Here is a 23,757-nt window from a genome sequence, read left to right as displayed (position 1 = left end):
AATTAGAAATCTCTTCTTACCGCAATATGCGCCAAGCCTTCCAGCGCCGTACGGTAAGGCGATTCTGGCAAGACCTGCAATGCGCGAATCGCCTTATCAGCTTCTTCTTCAGCGCGAGCGCGAGTGTAGTCCAGAGAACCCCACTGGTGCATCGCTGCCAGAACCGGCTCCAGCAGATGGCGGCCGTTTCCTTGCTCAATAGCACCACGGATCATGGCTGATTGCTCGGCATCGCCGTGCTTCATGGCGTGAAGCAGAGGCAGGGTGGGTTTGCCTTCGTTCAGGTCATCGCCGGTGTTTTTACCCAGCGTCTCGCCATTCGCATCATAATCCAGCAAGTCGTCGATCAACTGGAAGGCCGTGCCCAGATAGCGGCCATAGTCTTGCAGACCCTGAATTTGCTCGTCGTTGCCGCCGGCCAGCATGGCCGATGACTGGGATGCCGCTTCGAACAGGCGGGCCGTTTTGCTGTAGATAACCTGCATATAGATCTCTTCCGTAATGTCAGGATCGTTGCAGTTCATCAGCTGTAAAACTTCACCTTCGGCAATCACGTTGACGGCTTTCGCCATCAGCGCCAGCACCGGCATTGACTCTAAATCCGTCATCATCTGGAAAGCGCGGGTATAGATAAAGTCGCCAACCAGCACGCTGGCGGCATTGCCAAAGGCCGCATTGGCTGTCGCTTTTCCACGGCGCATATCAGATTCATCAACCACGTCGTCATGTAGCAACGTCGCGGTATGGATAAACTCGATAAGGGCGGCGATGGTCACATGCTTGTCGCCTTCATAGCCCAACGCGCGCGCGGTGAGTACGGCGATCATTGGGCGAATGCGTTTACCACCGCCACTAATGATGTAATAGCCCAACTGATTGATCAGTGATACATCAGAATTCAGCTGTTCCAGAATGGTTGCGTTGACCGCAGCCATGTCCTGCTCGGTGAGATCGATAATCTGTTCTAGGTTCATTGTGTTTTTTCGGCTGCGTTACTCTTCACCGCAATGAGATCTGGCTCACATTGGCACATGGCGCTAACTGTAAAGGGGATTGTACTTGAAAAACAATGGAGATAAATGCCATCTAGTGAACTGCGCTTTTTTTCTTCTTTTGTCGTGAAAGTGCTCTTGTCATATGCTGATTTTTTGCGTAGAATTCGCGCCCTATTGTGAATATTTATAGCGCCCTCTGGACTATACAAAGTTGAGTGCGCGGAAAGCGGAGTTTTATATGTACGCGGTTTTCCAAAGTGGTGGTAAACAACACCGTGTTAGCGAAGGGCAGACTATTCGCCTTGAGAAATTGGACATCGCAACTGGTGAAACAGTTGAGTTCGACCAAGTTTTGATGATTGCTAACGGTGAAGAAATCAATATCGGTCTGCCATTAGTTTCTGGCGGTTTGATCAAGGCTGAAGTTATTGCTCACGGTCGTGGCGACAAAATTAAGATCGTTAAATTCCGTCGTCGTAAGCATTACCGTAAGCAACAGGGCCACCGTCAGTGGTTCACTGATGTTACAATCACCGGCATTAGCGCTTAAGTTTAGGAGAGCGGAACAATGGCACACAAAAAGGCTGGCGGCTCCACACGCAACGGTCGCGATTCAGAAGCTAAACGTCTTGGCGTAAAACGCTTTGGCGGCGAAGCAGTACTGGCAGGCAGCATCATCGTTCGTCAGCGCGGCACCAAATTCCACGCTGGTAACAACGTGGGTTGCGGTAAAGACCACACTCTGTTTGCTTTGGCTGACGGTAAAGTCAAGTTCGAAGTTAAAGGCCCGAAAAATCGTAAATTTATCAGCATCGAAGCTGAATAAATTTCTCGAGTCTTAAGAAAATAGATGTAAGCCCCGCAATTCGTTGCGGGGCTTTTTACATTCTGGTTCGCCTAAGTATGGCAGGGACATGGACACGAAATCGCAGGCGCCTATAGGGATTCTGTTAGCGGTGATCACGGCAATGTGCTGGGGTTCGCTGCCTATAGCGATGAAGCAAGTGTTAGTGGTCATGGACCCTTTCACTGTCGTCTGGTTTAGGTTCTCTCTGGCCGCAGTGGTGCTGGGATGTATTTTGGCGTCACGGCATAGATTGCCGCCGATGCAAATGTTCAAAAGTCCTCGCTGGTTGATTTTATTGTTAGTCGCGACCTGTGGGTTATTGGGCAATTTCGTCTTATTTGGGTCATCTCTGCAATACCTCAGCCCTACGGCGTCGCAGGTTATCGGGCAGTTATCACCCGTCGGCATGATGTTCGCCAGCGTCATTATCTTGAAAGAGAAGATGCGCGTAACCCAAGTGATTGGGGCGGGCATGCTGATACTCGGCTTGGTACTGTTCTTTAATACCAGCCTGATTGAAATTTTCACACGTCTCACGGATTACACCCTGGGTGTATTGCTGGGGATAAGTGCGGCAACGGTTTGGGTTATTTACGGCGTTACGCAGAAGGTCTTATTGCGGCGGCTAGCCTCACCTCAGATCTTGTTTTTGCTGTACACTTTATGTTCTATCGCATTGCTCCCGCTGGCCAGTCCGGCGATGCTCTCGCAGCTCAATAGTTGGCAATTTGCCTGTTTATTGTTTTGTGGCGCGAATACGTTAGTAGGATATGGCGCATTAGCGGAAGCGATGGCGAGATGGCAGGCGGCACAAGTAAGTGCATTTGTTACCCTGACGCCATTGTTTACCCTGCTATTTTCAGATTTATTAGCACTTGCCTGGCCTAATATGTTTGCTGCACCAGTGCTTAACCTAATTGGTTATTTGGGAGCATTCGTGGTGGTGGCGGGAGCGATGTTTTCCGCAATTGGCCATCGTTGGTGGCCTGGTCGGACAGAACAAACCCTGGTGGCGACTCTTAAGCAGCCGGGTGAATGATTTACGGAGACGGTACACATGAAGTTTGTAGATGAAGCCACAATTTTGGTCGTGGCAGGTGATGGCGGTAACGGTTGTGTCAGCTTCCGTCGTGAAAAATATATCCCTCGTGGCGGCCCTGATGGCGGCGACGGCGGCGACGGCGGCGACGTCTATGTGCTGGCAGATGAAAACCTCAACACGCTGATCGATTTCCGTTTTGTGAAATCTTATCGTGCAGAGCGCGGCACCAATGGCCAGAGCAGCGATTGTACGGGTAAACGCGGCAAAGACATCGTCATCAAAGTCCCGGTCGGTACGCGTATTCTGGATCAGGGCACTGGCGAAGTATTGGGTGACATGACCCGCCACGGCCAGCAGCAGATGGTTGCCAAAGGCGGTTTCCACGGCCTCGGTAACACCCGCTTCAAATCATCCGTAAACCGTTCCCCTCGCCAAAAAACGATGGGTACCAAGGGTGAGATGCGCGACATCTCTCTGGAACTGATGTTGTTGGCTGACGTGGGCATGCTAGGTCTGCCGAACGCCGGTAAATCAACCTTCATTCGCTCTGTCTCAGCCGCTAAACCAAAAGTTGCCGATTATCCATTTACTACGCTGGTGCCAAGCTTGGGCGTTGTGCGTATGGATAACGAGCAGAGCTTCGTGATTGCCGATATCCCAGGTCTGATTGAAGGGGCTTCGGAAGGCGCAGGTTTAGGTATTCGCTTCCTGAAGCACCTTGAGCGCTGCCGCGTGCTGCTGCATCTTATTGATATCGCACCAATCGATGAATCTGATCCGGTTGAAAACGCTAAAGTTATCATCAACGAACTGCAGCAGTATGATGCCAAATTGGCAGAAAAACCGCGCTGGTTGGTGTTCAACAAAGTTGATCTGATTGAGAAAGAAGAAGCTGAAGCTCGTGCTAAAACCATCGCCGATGCTTTGGGTTGGGAAGGAGATTACTATCTGATCTCTGCCGCCAATCGCGAAGGCGTTAACGCGCTGTGCTGGGATGTGATGAAGTTCATCAATGAAAATCCTAAGCACATGGCTGTTGAGGCTGCCGTGCCAGAGAAAGTTGAATTCATGTGGGATGATTACCACCGTGAGCAACTGGCTGAAGTCGAAGCCGAAGATGACGACTGGGATGATGACTGGGACGAGGATGATGACGAAGGCGTAGAGATTATCTACGAACGTTAATTCTGCGTTTAAGTGATTGTTTACACGTCGATAAAGGCCGCTCTAGAGCGGCCTTTTTTCATGCATAAATTGGAGGTTCAGGCTGGGCTTAGTATTTGTCGATAAAGGTTTCTGGCAGCCAGCACTGGGCGCAAAGGCCTTGTATATCTTTGCGATTGCTCAATTGCAGATTGCCGCCGTGCAGTGCGGCAATGCGCACAATGATATTCAGCCCCAGCCCGCTGCCACCGTATCGCTGGTCAACGCGTTTGAAAGCCTGAGTCAGCTCACTGGCTGTCTGTTCATCAATTCCCGGGCCGTTATCTTCGACTTTTACCACTGCGCCCTGATTCTCACTCAGCAGGGTCAAGGCTATCTCACCACCCTCCGGGCCATACCTAAAGGCATTTTCCACCAGATTGCGCACCATCAGGCGTAATAGGATGGCGTCGCCCTGAATCACCCGCTTCTCAGGCAGGGAGTAGCGCAGAGACTGTTGGCGCAGGGTGAGCATCTCCTCCAGCTCCTCCTGCAGCGGCAGCACCACGTGCTCGACCAAGTCCACCTGATCATAATGCCCCTTCGCGAAGTTTTGCCCCGCCCGCGATAGCATCAGTAGCTGCTCGATAGTCAGCATCAGCTGATCGATGCGGCTAATCAAGGTCTTGCTGCCTTCCACACCTTTCTGCTCCATCAGCTCGAGATGCAAACGCACTCCGGCCAGCGGCGTGCGCAGCTCATGGGCGGCATCGGCGGTAAACAGCCGCTCTTGCTGAATGGTGTTGGAAAGCCGGGCAAAAAGCTGATTCAGCGCCTTAGTGACCGAGACGATTTCGCTAATTTCACTGTTAAGCGGCAGGGGGGATAAGTTGTCCGCCGAGCGAGTTTCCAGCCGATTCTGCAATTGGTTAAGTGGCCGAATGATCCAGCTTATAGCCCAGAAGGAGAGCAGCAGCGTGACGGCCATCATCAGTAGGGAAGGGGCAATCAGCGAGGCAATCGCCTCGGCTATCTCTTTCTCAACGTGGCTATTGCGCACCTTGGCAGAGAGCGTGTCGTTGACCAACAGGTTGATCTGTTCCTGACTCTCATGCCAAAGCCAAAATACGCTGGTGAGCTGAGTGACGAACAAGATCAGCGCCAGCATGACGAGCAGCCGACGCCGCATGCTGTTCATTCAGAGACCTCTAAACGATAGCCGTTACCGCGAATGGTGCGGATAACCTCTTTGCCTAATTTGCGGCGCAGGTTGTGCATATGCACTTCCAGCGTGTTGGAGCCGAGATCGTCATTCCAGGTGTAGAGATCTTGCTGTAGAAGTTCGCGATTCACGGTTTGGCCTGCCCGCATCATCAGCCGGGAAAGGATAGCGAACTCTTTCGGCGTCACTTCGACGGGAGCGCCATCTTTATAAACTTGCTGGGTGGAGAGGTTAATTTTGAGGTAGCCGACGATAACCTGATTATCGCTCTGCCCCTGATAGCGGCGGATTAAGGCTCTGACCCGCGCCAATAGCTCGACCAGCGCGAAAGGTTTAATCAGATAATCATCTGCACCGGCATCAAGGCCGTCTACGCGATCCTCAAGGGCATCGCGCGCGGTGAGGATCAGCACGGGGATGGAGATATGCTCCCGGCGCCACTGGCGCAGGAGAGAGGCGCCATCGCGATCGGGTAGGCCCAGGTCTAACACCACCAAGCTGTACTGGCTTGCCAGAATTAGGCCATGGGCCTCTGCCGCTGTCGATGCGCAATCACAAGCGTAATTCTCTCCGCTGAGGGCCAATGCCAGGCCCTGTCGTAAGAGTTCATCATCTTCAACGATCAGTAATTTCATCGTTTAGAACTCAGTTATTTTGATATACATCCCGATAGAGACGGCTTTCAAAACGAACCAACGGTGCTCTACGCGTGCGCTGATCTTCCGGCGGAACAGCATAGCCAGATAAGAACTGCACAAAGGCCATACGTTGGCCGCTGGCCGTCGTGATGAAGCCCGCGAGGTTATAAACGCCAGCCAGTGAGCCGGTCTTCGCAGAAACTTTTCCATCCACGCCCGCTTCGTGCAAACCGCCGCGATATTGCAATGTACCGTCATGGCCCGCCAGAGGGAGCATTGATATGAAGTTTAGCTCCTGATCGTGTTGAGCAATGTATTGCAGCACTTGCATCATGGTCGCAGGTGACAACAGGTCGTGGCGCGACAGGCCAGAGCCATCTACCTGAATAGAGTTACCTAAATCGATACCGGCTTTCTGGCGAAGGATCTGACGCACGGCGTCGGAGCCCGCACGCCACGTGCCCGGCACGCCAAAACGCTGGTGTCCTATGGTGCGGAACACGGTATCAGCAATCATGTTGTCCGATTTCTTCAACATGATGTGCAGCAAATCGTGCAGCGGCGCGGACTGCGTTTGGGCCAGAACCGTACCCACTGGCGTCGGCTGTGTCTGGCGCTTCAGCGTGCCGTCGATTTGGATCTCAGCCTGTTGCAGCTCATCTTTAATGATGGCACCGGCATAGCTCGCTCCGTCTTGAATGGCGAAGGCCAAAGGCAGAGGTTCGCTGCGCTGGGTCAGGCAGCCCGTCAGCGTGTAACGGTTGAGTTCGCCAGGCACCACGTCCAGCTCGCAATACTGCGCGTCAGGAGAGCCTTTCGCCAGCGTCCGCACTTCGCTAAACATGTGGACTGGATAGTATGATGCGACGCGAATGAAGGCGTTATCATTAGGTTTTGGCGCACTGTAGAGCGAAACCGAGAAGCAGTTTCGGTCGACAATCGCTGCCGCCGGTGGCGCGCTGAAGCACTGGGTTATATCGTTCCACGGCCAGCCCGGCGCTTTGTCATGGCTGGCGAAAACTGAGCTGTCGATGATCACATCGCCAGTGATTTGTTTGATGCCCTGCTTGCGTAATGCAGCCACCATATTGCGAATATTCTGACGCTTAAAGGTGGGATCTCCACCGAAACGCGCGACCAGATCGCCTTTCAGCACACCATCGCTGACGGTGCCTTTGGTTTCGAATGTGGTCGTAAACCGGAAATCCGGGCCTAGCTGGAGCAAGGCTGCCAGCGCGGTCAAAATTTTCATCGTACTGGCGGGCAAAGCCATCTGCTGCCCGTGATAGTCTATCGAAGGGGTTGTGGCTCCAATCTTCTGTACCAGTAACGCCAGGTTTGTACCGTCGGGCAGATACTCGGTGTAATTTTCGACCTGAGCTGCGTTTGCGTTCAAAACAAACGCGCAAGCTAATCCACTGACAATTTGTAAAAAACGCATTATTTTGAGTAAGGGCCTTGGGTAACTGCGGAATGACGTGCCGCCATACTACGATGCTACGAAGTGGGGTGCAACGAGGGCGAAAGTAAACGATGACCCTCAGGGAACTCTACGTTAAAATACGCATCAAAATGCAAAACCAATCCTGACTTGGGTCTTTGACTCCGGGTTAGGTTTTTTTTGTTTTTAGCCAGAGAGAGTCGGTCAAGAGCACTGACTTATTTCTACCTGATTCGATCAGGACGGTGTTTACCGAAAGGACAAGTTAGAGGTAGTTAATATATGAAACCGATTCCGATGACATTACGTGGCGCTGAAAGATTACGTGAAGAACTTGATCATCTTAAGAGCGTTCGTCGCCCGAAGATCATTGCAGATATCGCCACTGCACGTGAACATGGCGACTTGAAAGAGAATGCTGAATACCACGCCGCTCGTGAACAACAGGGCTTCTGTGAAGGTCGTATTCAGGAAATCGAAGCCAAGCTTTCCAATGCTCAGGTGATCGACGTAACCAAAATGCCGGCAACGGGTCGCGTGATTTTTGGTGCCACGGTATCCGTGATGAACCTTGATACTGAGGAAGAGCAAAAATACCGCATCGTGGGTGATGATGAAGCAGATTTTAAGCAAAATCTGATTTCTGTTAACTCGCCTATTGCTCGTGGTTTGATTGGCAAAGAACAAGATGACGTCGTGGTGATCCGTACGCCGGGCGGGGATGTCGAGTATGAAGTGCTGAAGGTTGAATACCTTTAATCTGCCTCAGCTAACCTGAATAAAAAGTGCCATTCTTCAGGCGCAGCGACCATTCAAAACGCTCACTTCCCGCGTGAATTACTTCACAGGGAAGTGAAAACTAACGTAAAAAGGCCGCGAGCGGCCTTTTATTGAAAGTAATAACGTGTCACCGTTCCACTTATCTACAGCGTTTTTCGTTAAACCTTAAACAATTAACGCGGTAAGATAATTTTGCGGTCTTCAGTCGAAGGGCGATAAAGTACCAGAATATTGCCGATGACTTGCACATTGCTCGCCTTGGTTTCACGCACAATAGCGTCAACAATCAAGGTCTTCGTTTCACGCTCTTCAGCGGCTACTTTCACTTTGATAAGTTCGTGGTGTTGCAGAGCCAGTTCGATTTCTGCGAGCACACCTTCGGTAAGGCCGTTATTACCTAGCATGACAACCGGTTTGAGTGGATGTGCCAGACCTTTCAGGTACTGTTTTTGCTTATTGTTAAGATTCATCGTCTTTTTTGCTTAAGTTGGGATTGAAAACGGGTCATTCTACCGCCATCTCATGGTTATCACCAAATCGGACTGCTTTGGCGCGAAGATTTGAGTGGCTTTAGCTATCGACGTAATGACGCTAAGAGCTTGTTCCAAATGCTCTATATGAGTGTTAATGGAAAATTAAATGGTTAATAAATAATGTCTAATAAAAAGCGTTCTGCAAGTTCCAGTCGCTGGTTGCAGGAACACTTTAGCGATAAATATGTGTTACAAGCACAGAAAAAGGGCCTACGTTCCCGCGCCTGGTTTAAACTGGATGAGATACAGCAAAGCGACAAACTGTTCAAACCAGGAATGACCGTGGTTGACTTGGGCGCTGCGCCGGGTGGTTGGTCACAATTTGCTGCCACCCAAATCGGGCATAAAGGCCGCATTATCGCATGCGATCTTTTACCTATGGATCCCATCGTTGGAGTCGACTTTCTTCAGGGCGACTTTCGTGATGAATTAGTTCTCAAAGCTCTGTTGGAAAGAGTGGGAGATAACAAAGTTCAGGTGGTCATGTCCGATATGGCCCCGAATATGAGCGGTACTCCGGCAGTCGATATTCCAAAATCGATGTATCTGGTTGAGTTAGCGCTGGATATGTGTCGTGATGTATTGGCACCAGGTGGAGGTTTCCTGGTGAAGGTGTTCCAGGGAGATGGCTTTGATGAATACCTACGGGAAATTCGCTCCCTTTTTACGAAGGTGAAGATTCGTAAGCCAGACGCTTCTCGTGCACGTTCGCGTGAAGTGTACATCGTAGCGACAGGGCGGAAACTGTAATACCCTAACGCTGTTTGTTAACACAGTTGTAATATGAGGTTAATCCCTTGAGTGACATGGCGAAGAACCTGATTCTCTGGTTAGTCATCGCGGTTGTATTGATGTCTGTATTTCAGAGCTTTGGGCCCAGCGAGTCTAATGGCCGTAGGGTAGATTATTCTACCTTCATGTCCGAATTGACCCAAGACCAGATTCGTGAAGCACGTATCAATGGACGTGAGATTGACGTTGTTAAAAAAGATAGCAACAAATACACGACCTACATCCCAGTTGATGACCCTAAATTGCTGGATACGCTGCTGAGCAAAAACGTGAAAGTTGTTGGCGAACCGCCAGAACAACCTAGCCTGCTGGCCTCTATCTTTATTTCATGGTTCCCGATGCTGTTGTTGATTGGCGTCTGGATATTCTTTATGCGGCAGATGCAGGGCGGCGGCGGCAAAGGGGCAATGTCCTTTGGCAAGAGCAAGGCGCGCATGCTGACGGAAGACCAAATTAAAACCACTTTTGCTGACGTCGCTGGTTGTGACGAAGCCAAGGAAGAGGTTAGCGAACTGGTAGATTACCTTCGCGAACCAAGCCGTTTCCAAAAACTGGGCGGTAAGATTCCAAAAGGCGTGTTGATGGTCGGCCCTCCAGGTACCGGTAAAACCTTGCTGGCGAAAGCCATCGCCGGTGAAGCAAAAGTACCTTTCTTCACAATTTCCGGTTCCGACTTCGTTGAAATGTTCGTGGGTGTGGGTGCATCTCGTGTGCGCGACATGTTCGAACAAGCGAAAAAAGCAGCGCCATGCATCATCTTCATCGATGAGATTGACGCCGTAGGTCGCCAACGTGGTGCTGGTTTGGGCGGTGGTCACGACGAACGTGAACAAACGTTGAACCAGATGCTGGTTGAAATGGACGGCTTTGAAGGCAACGAAGGCATTATCGTTATTGCTGCAACTAACCGTCCAGACGTACTTGACCCAGCGTTGCTGCGTCCAGGTCGTTTTGACCGTCAGGTGGTTGTTGGCCTGCCAGATGTTCGCGGTCGTGAGCAGATCCTGAAAGTCCACATGCGTCGTGTGCCACTGGCACCAGATGTTGACGCATCTGTGATTGCACGTGGTACGCCGGGCTTCTCTGGTGCTGACTTAGCCAACTTGGTTAACGAAGCGGCTCTGTTCTCTGCTCGTGGCAACAAACGCGTTGTTTCTATGGTTGAGTTCGAGAAAGCCAAAGACAAAATCATGATGGGTGCGGAACGTCGCTCCATGGTGATGACCGAAGCGCAGAAAGAATCTACGGCATATCACGAAGCGGGCCACGCCATCATTGGTCGCCTGGTTCCTGAGCATGACCCAGTACACAAAGTCACTATCATCCCTCGTGGACGTGCTTTGGGTGTGACCTTCTTCCTGCCAGTAGGCGATGCGATTAGCGCCAGCCGTCAGAAGCTCGAAAGTCAGATCTCTACCCTGTACGGTGGTCGTCTTGCTGAAGAGATCATCTACGGTGTAGAAAAAGTCTCTACCGGTGCATCCAACGACATCAAAGTGGCGACCTCCATTGCGCGTAACATGGTTACCCAGTGGGGCTTCTCTGAGAAATTGGGTCCATTGCTGTACGCAGAAGAAGAAGGCGAAGTGTTCTTGGGTCGCTCAGTCGCGAAAGCCAAACACATGTCTGACGAAACTGCCCGTATCATCGATCAGGAAGTGAAATCTCTGGTTGAGCACAACTACCAACGTGCCCGTAAGCTGTTGATGGAAAACATGGACATCCTGCATTCAATGAAAGATGCATTGATGAAATATGAAACCATTGATGCGCCACAAATTGATGACCTGATGAACCGCAAAGATGTTCGCCCGCCAGCTGGCTGGGATGAGTCTAGCGCGAAAAATGGTAACGACAGTTCCAATGACGGTGGCGCGCCTAAAGCACCAACGCCAGTAGACGAACCGCGTACGCCGAATCCAGGCAACACGATGTGTGAACAATTTAGCGGCAAATAAGCCGGTAATTGTGTCCCATTGTCGACGTTGTGAATAAAAACCTCGGGCTTGCCCGGGGTTTTTTTATGCATAATGTACGGACGACACAGAATATTTATCAGAAGCGATAGGACACCAGCATGCTGCTAAACGCCCAAGGGGTTTCGTTAGACCTCAGATTTCCTCAGGTCATGGGGATCCTAAACGTTACGCCAGATTCTTTCTCTGACGGTGGTCGCCATAACCGCATTGATTTGGCACTGCAGCATGCTCAGGCCATGGTTGATGCCGGCGCAACGATAATCGATATCGGCGGCGAGTCTACTCGTCCGGGCGCGGCAGAGGTCAGCGAGGATGAAGAACTTTCCCGCGTCATCCCCGTGGTCGAAGCTATTTATCGCCGGATGGAAGTTTGGATATCCGTCGATACCTCGAAAGCCGCGGTTATCCGAGAGTCAGCCGCCGCTGGCGCCCACATCATCAATGATATTCGCTCTCTGCAAGAGCCTGGCGCCCTAGAAGCCGCTGCGGCGAGCGGCCTGCCTGTCTGCCTGATGCACATGCAGGGGCAGCCAAAAACGATGCAACATTCACCGAAATATGACGATCTGATTGGTGAAATCGATAGCTACTTCGCCGCACAAATTGCGCGTTGTGTGAGCGCGGGTATTCCGAAAAATAAATTGTTGCTCGACCCAGGCTTCGGTTTCGGTAAGAATTTGAACCACAACTACCAGCTGCTCGCAAGGCTGGCTGAATTCCACCATTTTGGGTTGCCATTACTGGTTGGGATGTCGAGAAAATCGATGATTGGGCAGTTACTCAATGTGTCCCCGGAAAATCGGGTGAGTGGAAGTATTGCCTGCGCCGTTATTGCTGCAATGCAGGGCGCGCAAATAATCAGAGTGCATGACGTAAAAGAAACCGTCGAGGCGATGCGTATCGTTGAGGCAACACTTTCAGCAAGGGAAGAATAAAAATTATGAGCAACCGTAAATACTTTGGTACAGATGGCATTCGTGGCAAAGTTGGCGAAAGCCCGATCACGCCTGATTTCGTATTAAAGTTGGGCTGGGCCGCAGGTAAAGTCCTCGCCCGCCATGGTTCGCGCAAAGTCATTATTGGCAAAGATACCCGCATTTCTGGCTATATGCTGGAATCAGCACTCGAAGCCGGCCTTGCTGCCGCAGGTCTTTCCGCCTCTTTCACCGGCCCAATGCCAACTCCGGCCGTTGCTTACTTGACCCGCACCTTCCGCGCGGAAGCAGGTATCGTCATTTCAGCCTCTCATAACCCTTATTATGACAACGGCATCAAATTCTTCTCCATCGACGGTACAAAGCTGCCTGACGATGTTGAAGAAGCCATTGAAGCGGAAATGGATAAGCCGCTGACCTGCGTTGAGTCGGCAGAGCTGGGTAAAGCCAGCCGCATTGTGGATGCCGCTGGCCGCTACATTGAATTCTGCAAAGGCACATTCCCAAGCGAACTGAGCCTGAATGGCCTGAAAATCGTGGTTGACTGCGCAAACGGCGCGACCTACCACATTGCGCCAAGCGTGATGCGCGAGTTAGGCGCGAAAGTGATCGCTATCGGCTGCGAACCCGATGGGATGAATATCAACGAAAAATGCGGCGCGACGGATGTTCGTCTGCTGCAAGAGCGCGTTCTGGCTGAAAAGGCCGATGTCGGTCTGGCCTTTGATGGCGACGGCGACCGTATCATCATGGTTGACCATGAAGGCAACAAGGTCGATGGCGACCAGATCATGTATATCATTGCGCGCGAAGGTCTGCGCCAGGGCCAGCTGAAAGGCGGCGTGGTGGGCACCTTGATGAGCAACATGGGTCTTGAGCTGGCATTGAAACAGCTAGGTATTCCATTCACTCGCGCCAAAGTTGGTGACCGCTACGTTCTTGAGAAGATGAAAGAGAAGGGCTGGAGCATTGGCGCCGAAAACTCAGGCCATGTGATCCTGTTAGACAAAACCACCACCGGTGACGGTATTGTGGCCGGTCTGCAAGTGCTGACCGCCATGGCGCGTAACCACATGAGTCTGCATGACCTGTGCAGCGGCATGAAATTACTGCCACAGGTGCTGGTCAATGTTCGCTTTGCGGGTACCCATGACCCGCTGGAAACTGAAGAAGTGAAAACCATTACTGCTGAGGTTGAAAAACAGCTGGCAGGGCGGGGCCGAGTATTACTGCGTAAATCAGGTACTGAGCCGTTAATTCGCGTTATGGTGGAAGGTGAAGACGGCGCGTTAGTAGAAATGCTGGCTAACCGAATTGCTGATGCCGTAAAAGCGTCAAAGCCATAATTGAGTAATAGCACTGATTCTTAAAATAATTTGGGCCTTTTTTGAGCATGAAAAAGGCCCGAAATTTTTCTGACGCAAAGACTTTGACAGCTTTTGACGTTTTTTTCCGCAAACGAACAATCCTCGTCAAATTGCCCTTGCGTCCCCATACACCTTTGGTTAGTATTCACACCCGCTTCAGTGGGTCATTGAAACCCACTAAATTGGTGAGAAGCATTTAGCATGCGGTGAACCCGCAAGGATACAGGTACTACTATGTACGAAGCTCTTCTGGTGATTTTCCTTCTCGTAGCAATCGGCCTGGTGGCTATGGTTATGCTGCAACAAGGTAAAGGTGCTGATATGGGAGCCTCTTTCGGAGCAGGTGCTTCTGGCACATTGTTCGGTTCGAGTGGTTCCGGTAACTTCATGACCCGTACGACAGCTATTTTAGCGGCGCTTTTCTTCGTTATTAGCTTGATCTTGGGCAACATGAGTACCCATAAGGGCCAGCAAGGTAGTGAGTGGGAGAACTTAGGTCAGCCAGCGAAAACTGAGCAGACGACAACTGCACCAGCGGCTCCTGCAGCGCCTAACAGTGATGTTCCTCATTAATCTGTAGATTGAATGTTATTGCTCTTATAAAGAAGTGGAAGTAAGCTTTTCAATCAATGGCTTATGCTTGGACAGTAGAAGCGATTGTGAAAAATAAGTGCCGAGGTGGTGGAATTGGTAGACACGCTACCTTGAGGTGGTAGTGCCCGAATGGGCTTACGGGTTCAAGTCCCGTCCTCGGTACCAATCTTTGTGATAACTTGCTTTTAAGCGGTTATCGGCGTAGTATTTGCCACGTTTTCGGACGCGGGGTGGAGCAGCCTGGTAGCTCGTCGGGCTCATAACCCGAAGGTCGTCGGTTCAAATCCGGCCCCCGCAACCACTTTCCCTAAGTGTTTATTTCAAATAGACTTTCAGTTTTCTCCTGTCATGTTCTGTAGTTTCAATTTGAAATAACACTTTCGAAAGTTGCGCCGAAGTCGCTTTTCGGCGAACAGGGTCCAGTTTCATAAAGCCCCGATTTATCGGGGTTTTTTGTTATTTGGCAGCAGAATCACTGGGCTATTAGGCCCTTTTTTTATGTCTTGGGGGTGGGCTTGTCCACATTAGAACAAAAATTAACAGAGATGATTTCAGCACCGGTTGAAGCATTGGGCTTCGAGCTGGTAGGCATCGAGTTCGTAAGAGCTCGCCAATCGACGCTACGCATCTATATTGATAGTGAAGACGGGATCACAGTTGATAATTGTGCTGATGTCAGCCACCAGGTTAGCGCCGTGTTGGATGTCGAAGACCCCGTCACTGTTGCATACAACCTGGAAGTTTCCTCTCCCGGTCTCGATCGCCCTATGTTTACCGCTGAACATTACCAACGTTTTCTCGGTGACGAGGTGAGTCTGGTACTGCGGATGGCTATGCAGAACCGTCGCAAATGGCAGGGAATTATTAAGGCTGTCGAAGGCGAAATGATCACGGTTACTGTGGAAGGCAAAGATGAAGTGTTCGCGCTGAGCAATATCCAGAAAGCGAACCTGGTACCCCACTTTTAAAGTTTGGATGAGGCAACTAGGATGAACAAAGAAATTCTGGCTGTTGTAGAAGCGGTTTCTAATGAAAAATCACTCCCGCGCGAGAAGATTTTTGAAGCGCTGGAAACTGCGTTATCGACAGCGACTAAGAAAAAGTACGAACAAGAAATTGAAGTCCGCGTCACCATCGATCGTAAAACTGGTGACTTTGACACCTTCCGCCGTTGGGTTGCTGTTGACGAAGTTACGCAACCAACGCGTGAAATCACCCTTGAAGCTGCCCAATACGAAGACCCTTCTATTGAATTAGGCGGTTACATCGAAGATCAGATTGAGTCTGTCACCTTCGACCGTATTACAACTCAGACCGCGAAACAGGTTATCGTACAAAAAGTACGTGAAGCTGAACGTGCGATGGTGGTTGAGCAGTTCCGCGAACAGCAAGGCGAAATCGTCACTGGCGTGGTTAAGAAAGTTAACCGTGATAGCATCGCTCTCGATTTAGGCAGCAATGCTGAAGCGGTTATTCTGCGCGAAGACATGCTGCCACGTGAAAACTTCCGCTCTGGCGACCGTATTCGTGGCGTGCTGTATGACGTCCGCCCAGAAGCACGCGGCGCACAGCTGTTCGTCAGCCGTTCTCGTAACGAGATGCTGATTGAACTGTTCCGCATCGAAGTACCAGAAATTGGTGAAGAGCTGATTGAAATTAAAGCAGCAGCTCGTGACCCAGGCTCTCGTGCCAAAATTGCCGTTAAAACCAACGACAAACGCATTGACCCAGTGGGTGCATGTGTTGGTATGCGCGGTGCTCGCGTGCAGGCCGTGTCTAGCGAATTAGGCGGCGAGCGTATCGATATCGTATTATGGGACGACAACCCTGCCCAGTTCGTTATCAATGCTATGGCGCCTGCCGATGTTGCTTCCATCGTGGTTGACGAAGACAAACACACTATGGATGTCGCTGTTGAAGCCAGCAATCTGGCTCAGGCGATTGGTCGTAATGGCCAAAACGTACGTTTAGCCTCTCAACTGAGCGGTTGGGAACTGAACGTTATGACTGCGGATGACCTGCAAGCCAAACATCAGGCTGAGGCTCATGCCGCGATTGAAACTTTCACCAAATATCTGGCTATCGACGAAGATTTCGCCACTGTCTTGGTAGAAGAAGGTTTCTCAACGCTCGAAGAATTGGCCTATGTGCCAATGAAAGAATTGCTAGAAATCGATGGCCTGGATGAAGACACGGTAGATGCTCTGCGCGAACGTGCGAAAGAAGCATTAACTACACTGGCTTTAGCTCAGGAAGAAAGTCTCGGCGACAATAAGCCTGCAGAAGATTTGCTGAACCTGGCGGGTCTGGAACGTAGCATGGCATTTAAACTGGCTGCACATGGGGTTTGTACGCTGGAAGATCTTGCCGAGCAGGGTGTCGACGATCTGGCGGATATTGAAGGTCTTAGTGACGAACAGGCTGGTGAACTTATCATGGCCGCGCGCAATATCTGCTGGTTTGGCGACAATGCGTAATAAACTGTAGCAGGAAGGAACAGCATGACAGATGTAACCGTAAAATCGCTGGCAGCAGAGATTCAAACTCCGGTTGATCGCCTGGTACAGCAATTTGCTGATGCAGGGATCGACAAGTCTGAAGCTGACTCTGTCACCCAGCAAGAAAAAGAGACATTATTGGCGCACTTGAACCGTGGAAACGGTAGTGCTCCAAACAAACTGACCTTACAACGCAAAACGCGTAGTACACTGAACATTCCGAGCACCGGCGGAAAGAGTAAATCGGTGCAAATCGAAGTCCGCAAGAAACGCACTTATGTAAAACGTGATATGACCGAAGCTGAACAAGCCCAGGCCGAAGCGGAAGAGCAGGCGAAGCGTGAAGCGGAAGAACAGGCACAGCGTGCAGCAGCAGAGCAAGCCCAGCGCGAAGCTCAAGAAAAAGCGAAGCGCGCCGCCGAAGAGCAAGCCAAACGTGAGGCCGCTGAAAAAGCTAAGCGCGACGCAGCGGAAAAAGACAAAGTGACAAATCAACATACCGACGAAGTAACCAAACCAGCTCAGGCAGATAAAGCACGCCGTGAAGCTGAAGCCGCAGAGCTGAAACGCAAAACGGAAGAAGAAGCCCAGCGTAAGATCGAAGAAAACGCGAAACGCGTTGCTGAAGAGGCCCGTAAAATGGCTGACTCTGGCGTCTGGACTGAAGTTGTTGCGCCAAGCGAATCCGAATCCGCTGACTATCATGTCACCACTTCTACCCACGCTCGTGCAGCTGAAGACGAAAATGACGCCAAGGTTGAAGGCGATCGTCGCAGCCGTACTCGCGGTGGCAAAGCGACCAAGCAGAAGAAAGGCAATAAACTGTCTGAATCTAAAGCAGACCGCGAAGAAGCGCGCGCTGTAGGTCGTAATGGTAAAGGCAAACGTAAGCCAAGCACGCTGCAACAGAGCTTCAATAAGCCAGTTGTTGCTGTAAACCGTGACGTTGTGCTGGGTGAAACCATCACCGTTGCTGAGCTGGCGAACAAAATGGCTGTTAAAGGCTCTCAGGTCATCAAAACGATGATGAAGCTGGGCGCGATGGCGACCATCAACCAGGTTATCGATCAGGAAACTGCTCAGCTGGTTGCTGAAGAAATGGGCCATAAAGTTATCCTGCGTCGTGAAAACGAGCTGGAAGAAGCGCTGATGAGCGACCGTGACACAGGTGCGTCAGCAGCTGCTGAGCCACGTGCTCCAGTTGTGACCATCATGGGCCACGTTGACCACGGTAAAACCTCTCTGCTTGACTACATTCGTTCAACGAAAGTCGCAGCGGGCGAAGCCGGCGGTATTACCCAGCACATCGGTGCTTATCACGTTGAAACTGAAAACGGCATGATCACCTTCCTGGATACTCCAGGACACGCCGCATTTACCTCAATGCGTGCTCGTGGTGCTCAGGCAACGGATATTGTGGTTCTGGTTGTTTCTGCAGATGATGGCGTTATGCCACAAACCATCGAAGCTGTTCAGCATGCGAAAGCCGCTGGCGTGCCAATCGTGGTTGCAGTAAACAAAATTGATAAACCAGAAGCGGATCCAGATCGCGTTCGCACCGAACTGTCTCAGTACGGCGTTATGCCAGAAGAGTGGGGCGGCGAGTCTCAGTTCGTACACGTTTCTGCGAAAGCAGGTACAGGTATCGACGAACTGCTGGACGCTATCCTGTTGCAAGCCGAAGTTCTGGAACTGAAAGCAGTTCGCAGCGGCATGGCAAGCGGTGTTGTTATCGAATCCTTCCTGGATAAAGGCCGTGGCCCAGTGGCGACTGTTCTGGTTCAAGAGGGTACGCTGAACAAGGGTGATATCATCCTGTGTGGCTTCGAATACGGCCGTGTTCGTGCAATGCGTGATGAGTTGGGCCGTGACATTTCGTCTGCGGGTCCTTCTATCCCTGTGGAAGTGCTGGGTCTGTCTAGCGTTCCTGCTGCCGGTGACGAAGTGACTGTTGTACGTGACGAGAAGAAAGCTCGTGAAGTTGCCCTGTATCGTCAAGGTAAGTTCCGTGAAGTTAAACTGGCTCGCCAGCAGAAATCTAAACTGGAAAACATGTTTGCGAACATGACCGAAGGCGAAGTTTCTGAACTGAACATCGTTCTGAAGTCTGACGTACAAGGTTCTTGTGAAGCGATTTCTGACGCGCTGCAAAATCTGTCTACCGACGAAGTGAAAGTTAAGATTGTTGGTATGGGCGTAGGTGGTATCACCGAAACCGACGCAACGCTGGCTGCTGCTTCTAACGCTATCATCCTTGGCTTCAACGTACGTGCCGATGCATCTGCTCGCCGTGTCGTAGAAAGCGAAAGTCTGGATCTGCGTTACTACTCCGTCATCTATAACCTGATTGACGAAGTTAAGCAGGCGATGAGCGGTATGTTGGCGCCAGAATACAAACAGCAAATCATTGGTCTGGCTGAAGTTCGTGACGTGTTCAAGTCACCGAAATTTGGCGCAATCGCAGGCTGTATGGTTACTGAAGGTATGATTAAGCGTAACAACCCAATCCGTGTACTGCGTGACAACGTGGTTATCTATGAAGGCGAGCTGGAATCCCTGCGCCGCTTCAAAGATGACGTTGCCGAAGTTCGTAACGGCATGGAATGTGGTATCGGCGTGAAGAACTACAACGATGTGCGTACTGGCGATGTGATCGAAGTATTCGAAATCATCGAGATCAAACGTACCATCGCGTAATCTTAGCGACGTCGCTTATATCCAGTTGGGGGGCCTTGAGCCCCCCTCTTTGTCTGGAGATTGTCTGAAGGAGTTTTATCATGGCAAAAGAATTTAGCCGTACCCAACGTGTCTCCCAAGAGATGCAAAAAGAGATCGCCATCATCCTACAGCGCGAAGTCAAAGACCCGCGCGTAGGCATGGCGACCGTTTCTGGCGTTGAAGTGTCTCGTGATCTGGCCTATGCCAAAGTCTTCGTGACCTTTTTAGATGTTTTGACGACAGACAATCACGACCCTGATCGTGTTAAGAATGGCATTAAAGCTTTGCAGGACGCGTCTGGTTTCATCCGCACGTTGATTGGTAAAGCCATGCGTCTGCGTGTTGTTCCAGAGTTAACCTTTGCTTACGACAACTCACTGGTTGAAGGCATGCGTATGTCTAACCTGGTGACGAACGTAGTGAAGAATGACGCTGAGCGTCGTTCTGCTGCAGGTGATGACGAGGAATAACAATGAGTCGCCCACGTCGTCGCGGCCGTGATATTCACGGCGTTCTGTTATTGGATAAGTCCCTTGGTCTGTCCTCTAACGACGCGCTGCAAAAAGTAAAACGTCTGTATAACGCCAACCGTGCGGGCCATACCGGTGCGCTAGACCCACTGGCTACCGGTATGCTGCCACTCTGCTTAGGTGAAGCGACCAAGTTCTCGCGTTTCCTTCTGGACTCAGACAAGCGTTATCGCGTTGTTGCCCGCATGGGGCAGCGCACGGATACCTCTGATGCAGAAGGTCAGATTATCTCCGAGCGCGATGTCACCTTTAACCAACAGCAGTTGGATGAAGCACTGGATAGCTTCCGCGGCAAAACTCAGCAAATTCCTTCTATGTATTCCGCACTGAAATACGAAGGGAAGAAGCTCTATGAGTACGCCCGTCAGGGGATTGAAGTCCCTCGCGAATCTCGCCCGATTAACGTGTATGAACTGAAGCTCATTCGTTGGGAAGGCTTTGAGGTTGAGCTTGAGATCCACTGTTCCAAAGGCACTTATATCCGCACTATCGTTGACGATTTGGGTGAAAAGCTAGGCTGTGGCGCGCACGTGACTTACCTGCGTCGCTTGCAGGTGGCGACTTATCCTTTCGAACGCATGGTGACGATGGAACAGCTGCATGCGCTGATCGCTCAGGCGGAAGCCGAAGGCATTGAACCGCGCCTGTTACTGGACCCTCTATTATTGCCGATGGACAGCGCCTGTGAAGATTTCCCTGAAGTAAACCTTTTGCCAGTTGTGGCGGGATACGTGAAGCAGGGGCAACCCGTACAGGCTTCCGGCGCCCCGACGTCAGGCATGGTGCGCATCACCGAAGGCGAAGAACGTAAGTTCATTGGCGTCGGTGAAATTGACGATGATGGCCGCATTGCGCCGCGTCGTTTGGTGGTTGAATACACCGAGTAAGCCCTTTCTGCTCACCTTGCGATCGTATTATGCAAAGAGTAGAATAGCGCAGCTTATGCATTGGGTAGCTGAATTAGAGATCGGCACCCGTATTAATTATCTATAATATTTTGGAGTATGATTATGTCTCTAAGCGTTGAAGCTAAAGCTCAAATCGTTGCAGACTTTGGTCGTGGCACTAACGACAGTGGTTCTACCGAAGTTCAGGTTGCTCTGCTGACTGCTCAAATTAACCATCTGCAAGGTCACTTTGCAGAGCACAAAAAAGATCACCACAGCCGTCGTGGTCTGCTGCGTATGGTTTCTCAGCGTCGTAAACTGCTGGACTACCTGAAGCGTAAAGATGTAGCACGTTACACCAGCCTGATCGAGCGTCTGGGTCTGCGTCGCTAATCAAGCGAGTTTCAGTGTAAAGGGGCCTATAGGCCCCTTTATTCTAGGAAGCGACAGCAAATCAGGTTACTGTATGGCTGTTGTTTCTGTAGTACTTTTAAGAACATGAACTTCCGTTACAGATGTTTTCGCGCGGCTAATGAGAGACTTTATTGCCACTTTGTCAGGTATATAAGGATTGTCATTAGTCGCGAGAATGTAGTGAGAAGCTCGGATATTTATCGGCGTGAACTGCTGTCATAACAGCTGCGCGCCACAAAAAAGGATATTACATTGCTTAATCCGACTATTCGTAAATTCCAATACGGTCAACATACCGTAACGCTTGAAACCGGTATGATGGCTCGTCAAGCGACAGCCGCAGTTATGGTTAGCATGGACGACACCGCAGTATTCGTTACTGTTGTTGGCCAAAAGAAAGCAAAACCAGGTCAGAGCTTCTTCCCACTGACCGTAAACTATCAGGAGCGTACTTACGCTGCTGGCCGTATCCCGGGTAGCTTCTTCCGTCGTGAAGGCCGCCCAAGTGAAGGCGAAACGCTGACTTCACGTCTGATTGACCGTCCAATTCGTCCACTGTTCCCAGATAGCTTCCTGAATGAAGTTCAGGTTATTGCTACCGTGGTTTCTCTGAACCCACAGGTGAACCCAGATATCGTTGCGATGATTGGTGCTTCTGCTGCACTGAGCCTGTCTGGTATTCCATTCAATGGCCCAATCGGTGCTGCACGCGTTGGTTACATCAATGACCAATACGTTCTGAACCCAACCGCTGACGAACTGAAAACCAGCCGCCTGGACTTGGTGGTTGCCGGTACTCAGGGCGCTGTGCTGATGGTTGAATCTGAAGCTGAAGTATTGAGCGAAGATCAGATGCTGGGCGCAGTCGTGTTCGGTCACGAACAACAACAAATCGTTATCGACAACATCAACTCTTTAGTTGCTGAAGTGGGTAAAGAGAAGTGGGATTGGCAGCCAGAAGTCGTGAATGCAGAACTGCACGCACGCGTTGCTGCTCTGTCCGAAGCTCGTCTGGGTGATGCTTACCTGATCACTGAGAAACAAGAGCGTTACACTCAGATCAACACCATCAAAGCTGAAGTTATGCAGACTCTGCAAGCTGAAGATGAGACGCTGGACGCTGGCGAAATCTCTGATCTGCTGGGCAGCATCGAGAAAAACGTCGTTCGTAGCCGTGTGCTGCGTGGCGAGCCGCGTATTGACGGTCGCGAAAAAGACATGATCCGTGGTCTGGACGTGCGTACTGGCGTTCTGCCTCGTACTCACGGCTCTGCTCTGTTCACCCGTGGTGAAACTCAGGCACTGGTTACTGCAACGCTGGGTACTGCCCGTGATGCACAGAACCTTGACGAGTTGATGGGCGAGAAGACAGATAGCTTCCTGTTCCACTACAATTTCCCTCCATACTCTGTAGGTGAAACCGGTATGGTTGGCTCGCCAAAACGTCGTGAAATTGGTCACGGTCGTCTGGCGAAACGCGGTGTGTTGGCGATGATGCCTAAACCAGAAGACTTCCCGTACACCGTGCGCGTTGTTTCTGAAATCACCGAGTCTAACGGTTCTTCTTCAATGGCTTCCGTTTGTGGCGCTTCTCTGGCACTGATGGACGCAGGTGTACCAATCAAAGCGGCCGTTGCTGGTATCGCGATGGGTCTGGTTAAAGAAGACGAAAACTTTGTGGTTCTGTCTGACATTCTGGGTGACGAAGATCACCTGGGCGACATGGACTTCAAAGTGGCCGGTAGCCGTGACGGTATTACCGCACTGCAGATGGACATCAAAATTGAAGGTATTACCCGCGAAATCATGCAGGTTGCTCTGAACCAGGCTAAGGGTGCGCGTCTGCACATTCTGGGCGTGATGGAACAGGCTATCAGCACGCCGCGCGGTGATATTTCTCAGTTCGCACCACGCATCCACACCATCAAGATCAGCCCAGATAAAATCAAGGACGTGATCGGTAAAGGTGGTTCAGTGATCCGTGCGCTGACTGAAGAAACCGGCACTACCATTGAAATTGAAGATGATGGTACAGTTAAAATCGCTGCGACCGACGGTGAGAAAGCGAAATACGCTATCCGTCGTATCGAAGAGATCACTGCTGAAATCGAAGTTGGCCGTATCTACCAAGGTAAAGTTACCCGTATCGTAGATTTCGGTGCCTTCGTGGCTATCGGTGGCGGTAAAGAAGGTCTGGTCCACATCTCACAAATCGCTGATAAGCGTGTTGAGAAAGTGACTGACTATCTGCAGATGGGTCAAGAAGTTCCAGTTAAAGTTCTGGAAGTTGACCGTCAGGGCCGCGTTCGCTTGAGCATCAAAGAAGCGACTACGCCAAGCTCGGATGAAACTGCAGAGCCTTCAGCTGAGTAATATCTGTAACATTTGTTTTACAGCTCTCT

The 23,757-nt window shown here is 50.9% G+C and carries 21 protein-coding genes, 2 tRNA genes and 1 pseudogene; 19 read left to right on the top strand and 5 right to left on the bottom strand.

The window, feature by feature from the left end; genetic code table 11:
* Positions 1 to 2 precede the first annotated feature (2 nt).
* Complete coding sequence (gene ispB, locus ACT3RT_RS12250) at positions 3 to 974, bottom strand: octaprenyl diphosphate synthase (RefSeq protein WP_396132292.1); 972 nt, start codon at positions 972 to 974, stop codon at positions 3 to 5.
* Between the two features lie 259 nt (positions 975 to 1,233).
* Here ispB and rplU point away from each other — a divergent pair, with 259 nt between their 5' ends.
* From rplU to cgtA, 4 genes are all read left to right on the top strand, one after another.
* On the top strand, positions 1,234 to 1,545 hold the full coding sequence (gene rplU, locus ACT3RT_RS12245) for a 50S ribosomal protein L21 (protein WP_496203033.1): 312 nt from the start codon (positions 1,234 to 1,236) through the stop codon (positions 1,543 to 1,545).
* A gap of 18 nt (positions 1,546 to 1,563) precedes the next feature.
* On the top strand, positions 1,564 to 1,821 hold the full coding sequence (gene rpmA, locus ACT3RT_RS12240; protein ID WP_034795241.1) for a 50S ribosomal protein L27: 258 nt from the start codon (positions 1,564 to 1,566) through the stop codon (positions 1,819 to 1,821).
* Positions 1,822 to 1,909: 88 nt separating this feature from the next.
* Positions 1,910 to 2,881, top strand: a complete 972-nt coding sequence (locus tag ACT3RT_RS12235; RefSeq protein WP_353500672.1) for a DMT family transporter — start codon at positions 1,910 to 1,912, stop codon at positions 2,879 to 2,881.
* 18 nt (positions 2,882 to 2,899) lie between these two features.
* Positions 2,900 to 4,069, top strand: a complete 1,170-nt coding sequence (gene cgtA, locus ACT3RT_RS12230; protein ID WP_353500673.1) for an Obg family GTPase CgtA — start codon at positions 2,900 to 2,902, stop codon at positions 4,067 to 4,069.
* Positions 4,070 to 4,157: 88 nt separating this feature from the next.
* Here the strand turns inward: cgtA and pmrB are convergent, their stop codons facing one another.
* The 3 genes from pmrB to dacB are packed head-to-tail and all read right to left on the bottom strand — an operon-like array spanning position 4,158 to position 7,328.
* Positions 4,158 to 5,225 carry a two-component system sensor histidine kinase PmrB gene (gene pmrB, locus ACT3RT_RS12225; protein ID WP_485902018.1) on the bottom strand — a complete coding sequence of 356 codons (1,068 nt, stop codon included), beginning with the start codon at positions 5,223 to 5,225 and terminating at the stop codon, positions 4,158 to 4,160.
* Entirely contained in the window at positions 5,222 to 5,884 is a 663-nt protein-coding gene (gene pmrA / locus ACT3RT_RS12220) for a two-component system response regulator PmrA (RefSeq protein WP_353500675.1), read from the bottom strand. Before pmrA ends, pmrB begins: the two co-directional genes overlap by 4 nt.
* 10 nt (positions 5,885 to 5,894) lie before the next feature.
* The gene (dacB, locus tag ACT3RT_RS12215; RefSeq protein WP_396132294.1) at positions 5,895 to 7,328 is read right to left on the bottom strand and encodes a serine-type D-Ala-D-Ala carboxypeptidase; all 1,434 of its coding nucleotides are present in this window, start codon (positions 7,326 to 7,328) and stop codon (positions 5,895 to 5,897) included.
* A gap of 282 nt (positions 7,329 to 7,610) precedes the next feature.
* Between dacB and greA the strand changes: the two genes are divergently transcribed.
* Positions 7,611 to 8,087 (top strand): transcription elongation factor GreA, encoded by a 477-nt coding sequence (greA, locus tag ACT3RT_RS12210; RefSeq protein ID WP_353500677.1) that lies wholly within the window; start codon positions 7,611 to 7,613, stop codon positions 8,085 to 8,087.
* A gap of 194 nt (positions 8,088 to 8,281) precedes the next feature.
* Here the strand turns inward: greA and yhbY are convergent, their stop codons facing one another.
* A complete protein-coding gene (gene yhbY / locus ACT3RT_RS12205; protein WP_034795256.1) occupies positions 8,282 to 8,578 on the bottom strand; it encodes a ribosome assembly RNA-binding protein YhbY in 297 nt (98 codons plus the stop codon).
* A gap of 183 nt (positions 8,579 to 8,761) precedes the next feature.
* On the opposite strand from yhbY, the gene rlmE reads away from it, so the two are divergent.
* The 14 genes and pseudogenes from rlmE to pnp all read left to right on the top strand — a co-directional run bounded on the left by rlmE (position 8,762) and on the right by pnp (position 23,728).
* Complete coding sequence (rlmE, locus tag ACT3RT_RS12200) at positions 8,762 to 9,391, top strand: 23S rRNA (uridine(2552)-2'-O)-methyltransferase RlmE (protein WP_034795258.1); 630 nt, start codon at positions 8,762 to 8,764, stop codon at positions 9,389 to 9,391.
* A gap of 56 nt (positions 9,392 to 9,447) precedes the next feature.
* Entirely contained in the window at positions 9,448 to 11,391 is a 1,944-nt protein-coding gene (gene ftsH, locus ACT3RT_RS12195; protein ID WP_353500678.1) for an ATP-dependent zinc metalloprotease FtsH, read from the top strand.
* 119 nt (positions 11,392 to 11,510) lie between these two features.
* Positions 11,511 to 12,366, top strand: a pseudogene (gene folP / locus ACT3RT_RS12190) (dihydropteroate synthase).
* Positions 12,353 to 13,693, top strand: a complete 1,341-nt coding sequence (gene glmM / locus ACT3RT_RS12185) for a phosphoglucosamine mutase (RefSeq protein WP_353500680.1) — start codon at positions 12,353 to 12,355, stop codon at positions 13,691 to 13,693. Before folP ends, glmM begins: the two are co-directional and overlap by 14 nt.
* Before the next feature lie 255 nt (positions 13,694 to 13,948).
* The gene (gene secG, locus ACT3RT_RS12180) at positions 13,949 to 14,287 is read left to right on the top strand and encodes a preprotein translocase subunit SecG (protein ID WP_034795265.1); all 339 of its coding nucleotides are present in this window, start codon (positions 13,949 to 13,951) and stop codon (positions 14,285 to 14,287) included.
* Positions 14,288 to 14,386: 99 nt separating this feature from the next.
* A tRNA-Leu gene (locus ACT3RT_RS12175) sits at positions 14,387 to 14,473 on the top strand.
* A gap of 59 nt (positions 14,474 to 14,532) precedes the next feature.
* Positions 14,533 to 14,609 (top strand) — tRNA-Met (locus ACT3RT_RS12170).
* Positions 14,610 to 14,823: 214 nt separating this feature from the next.
* Positions 14,824 to 15,276 carry a ribosome maturation factor RimP gene (gene rimP / locus ACT3RT_RS12165; RefSeq protein ID WP_072009938.1) on the top strand — a complete coding sequence of 151 codons (453 nt, stop codon included), beginning with the start codon at positions 14,824 to 14,826 and terminating at the stop codon, positions 15,274 to 15,276.
* Between the two features lie 21 nt (positions 15,277 to 15,297).
* Positions 15,298 to 16,785 (top strand): transcription termination factor NusA, encoded by a 1,488-nt coding sequence (gene nusA, locus ACT3RT_RS12160; protein ID WP_034795271.1) that lies wholly within the window; start codon positions 15,298 to 15,300, stop codon positions 16,783 to 16,785.
* A 24-nt stretch (positions 16,786 to 16,809) separates the two neighbouring features.
* Complete coding sequence (gene infB / locus ACT3RT_RS12155) at positions 16,810 to 19,503, top strand: translation initiation factor IF-2 (protein WP_353500681.1); 2,694 nt, start codon at positions 16,810 to 16,812, stop codon at positions 19,501 to 19,503.
* Between the two features lie 80 nt (positions 19,504 to 19,583).
* The gene (gene rbfA, locus ACT3RT_RS12150) at positions 19,584 to 19,994 is read left to right on the top strand and encodes a 30S ribosome-binding factor RbfA (RefSeq protein ID WP_034795277.1); all 411 of its coding nucleotides are present in this window, start codon (positions 19,584 to 19,586) and stop codon (positions 19,992 to 19,994) included.
* A 2-nt stretch (positions 19,995 to 19,996) separates the two neighbouring features.
* Entirely contained in the window at positions 19,997 to 20,941 is a 945-nt protein-coding gene (gene truB, locus ACT3RT_RS12145) for a tRNA pseudouridine(55) synthase TruB (protein ID WP_496203032.1), read from the top strand.
* A 123-nt stretch (positions 20,942 to 21,064) separates the two neighbouring features.
* Entirely contained in the window at positions 21,065 to 21,334 is a 270-nt protein-coding gene (gene rpsO / locus ACT3RT_RS12140) for a 30S ribosomal protein S15 (protein WP_034795283.1), read from the top strand.
* Positions 21,335 to 21,607: 273 nt separating this feature from the next.
* Positions 21,608 to 23,728 carry a polyribonucleotide nucleotidyltransferase gene (gene pnp, locus ACT3RT_RS12135; RefSeq protein WP_496203031.1) on the top strand — a complete coding sequence of 707 codons (2,121 nt, stop codon included), beginning with the start codon at positions 21,608 to 21,610 and terminating at the stop codon, positions 23,726 to 23,728.
* Positions 23,729 to 23,757 lie beyond the last annotated feature (29 nt).

This window comes from Ewingella sp. AOP9-I1-14 (genome assembly GCF_052375995.1).
Taxonomy (GTDB): Bacteria; Pseudomonadota; Gammaproteobacteria; order Enterobacterales; family Enterobacteriaceae; genus Ewingella; species Ewingella allii.
This window is presented reverse-complemented; position numbering and strand designations above follow the sequence as displayed.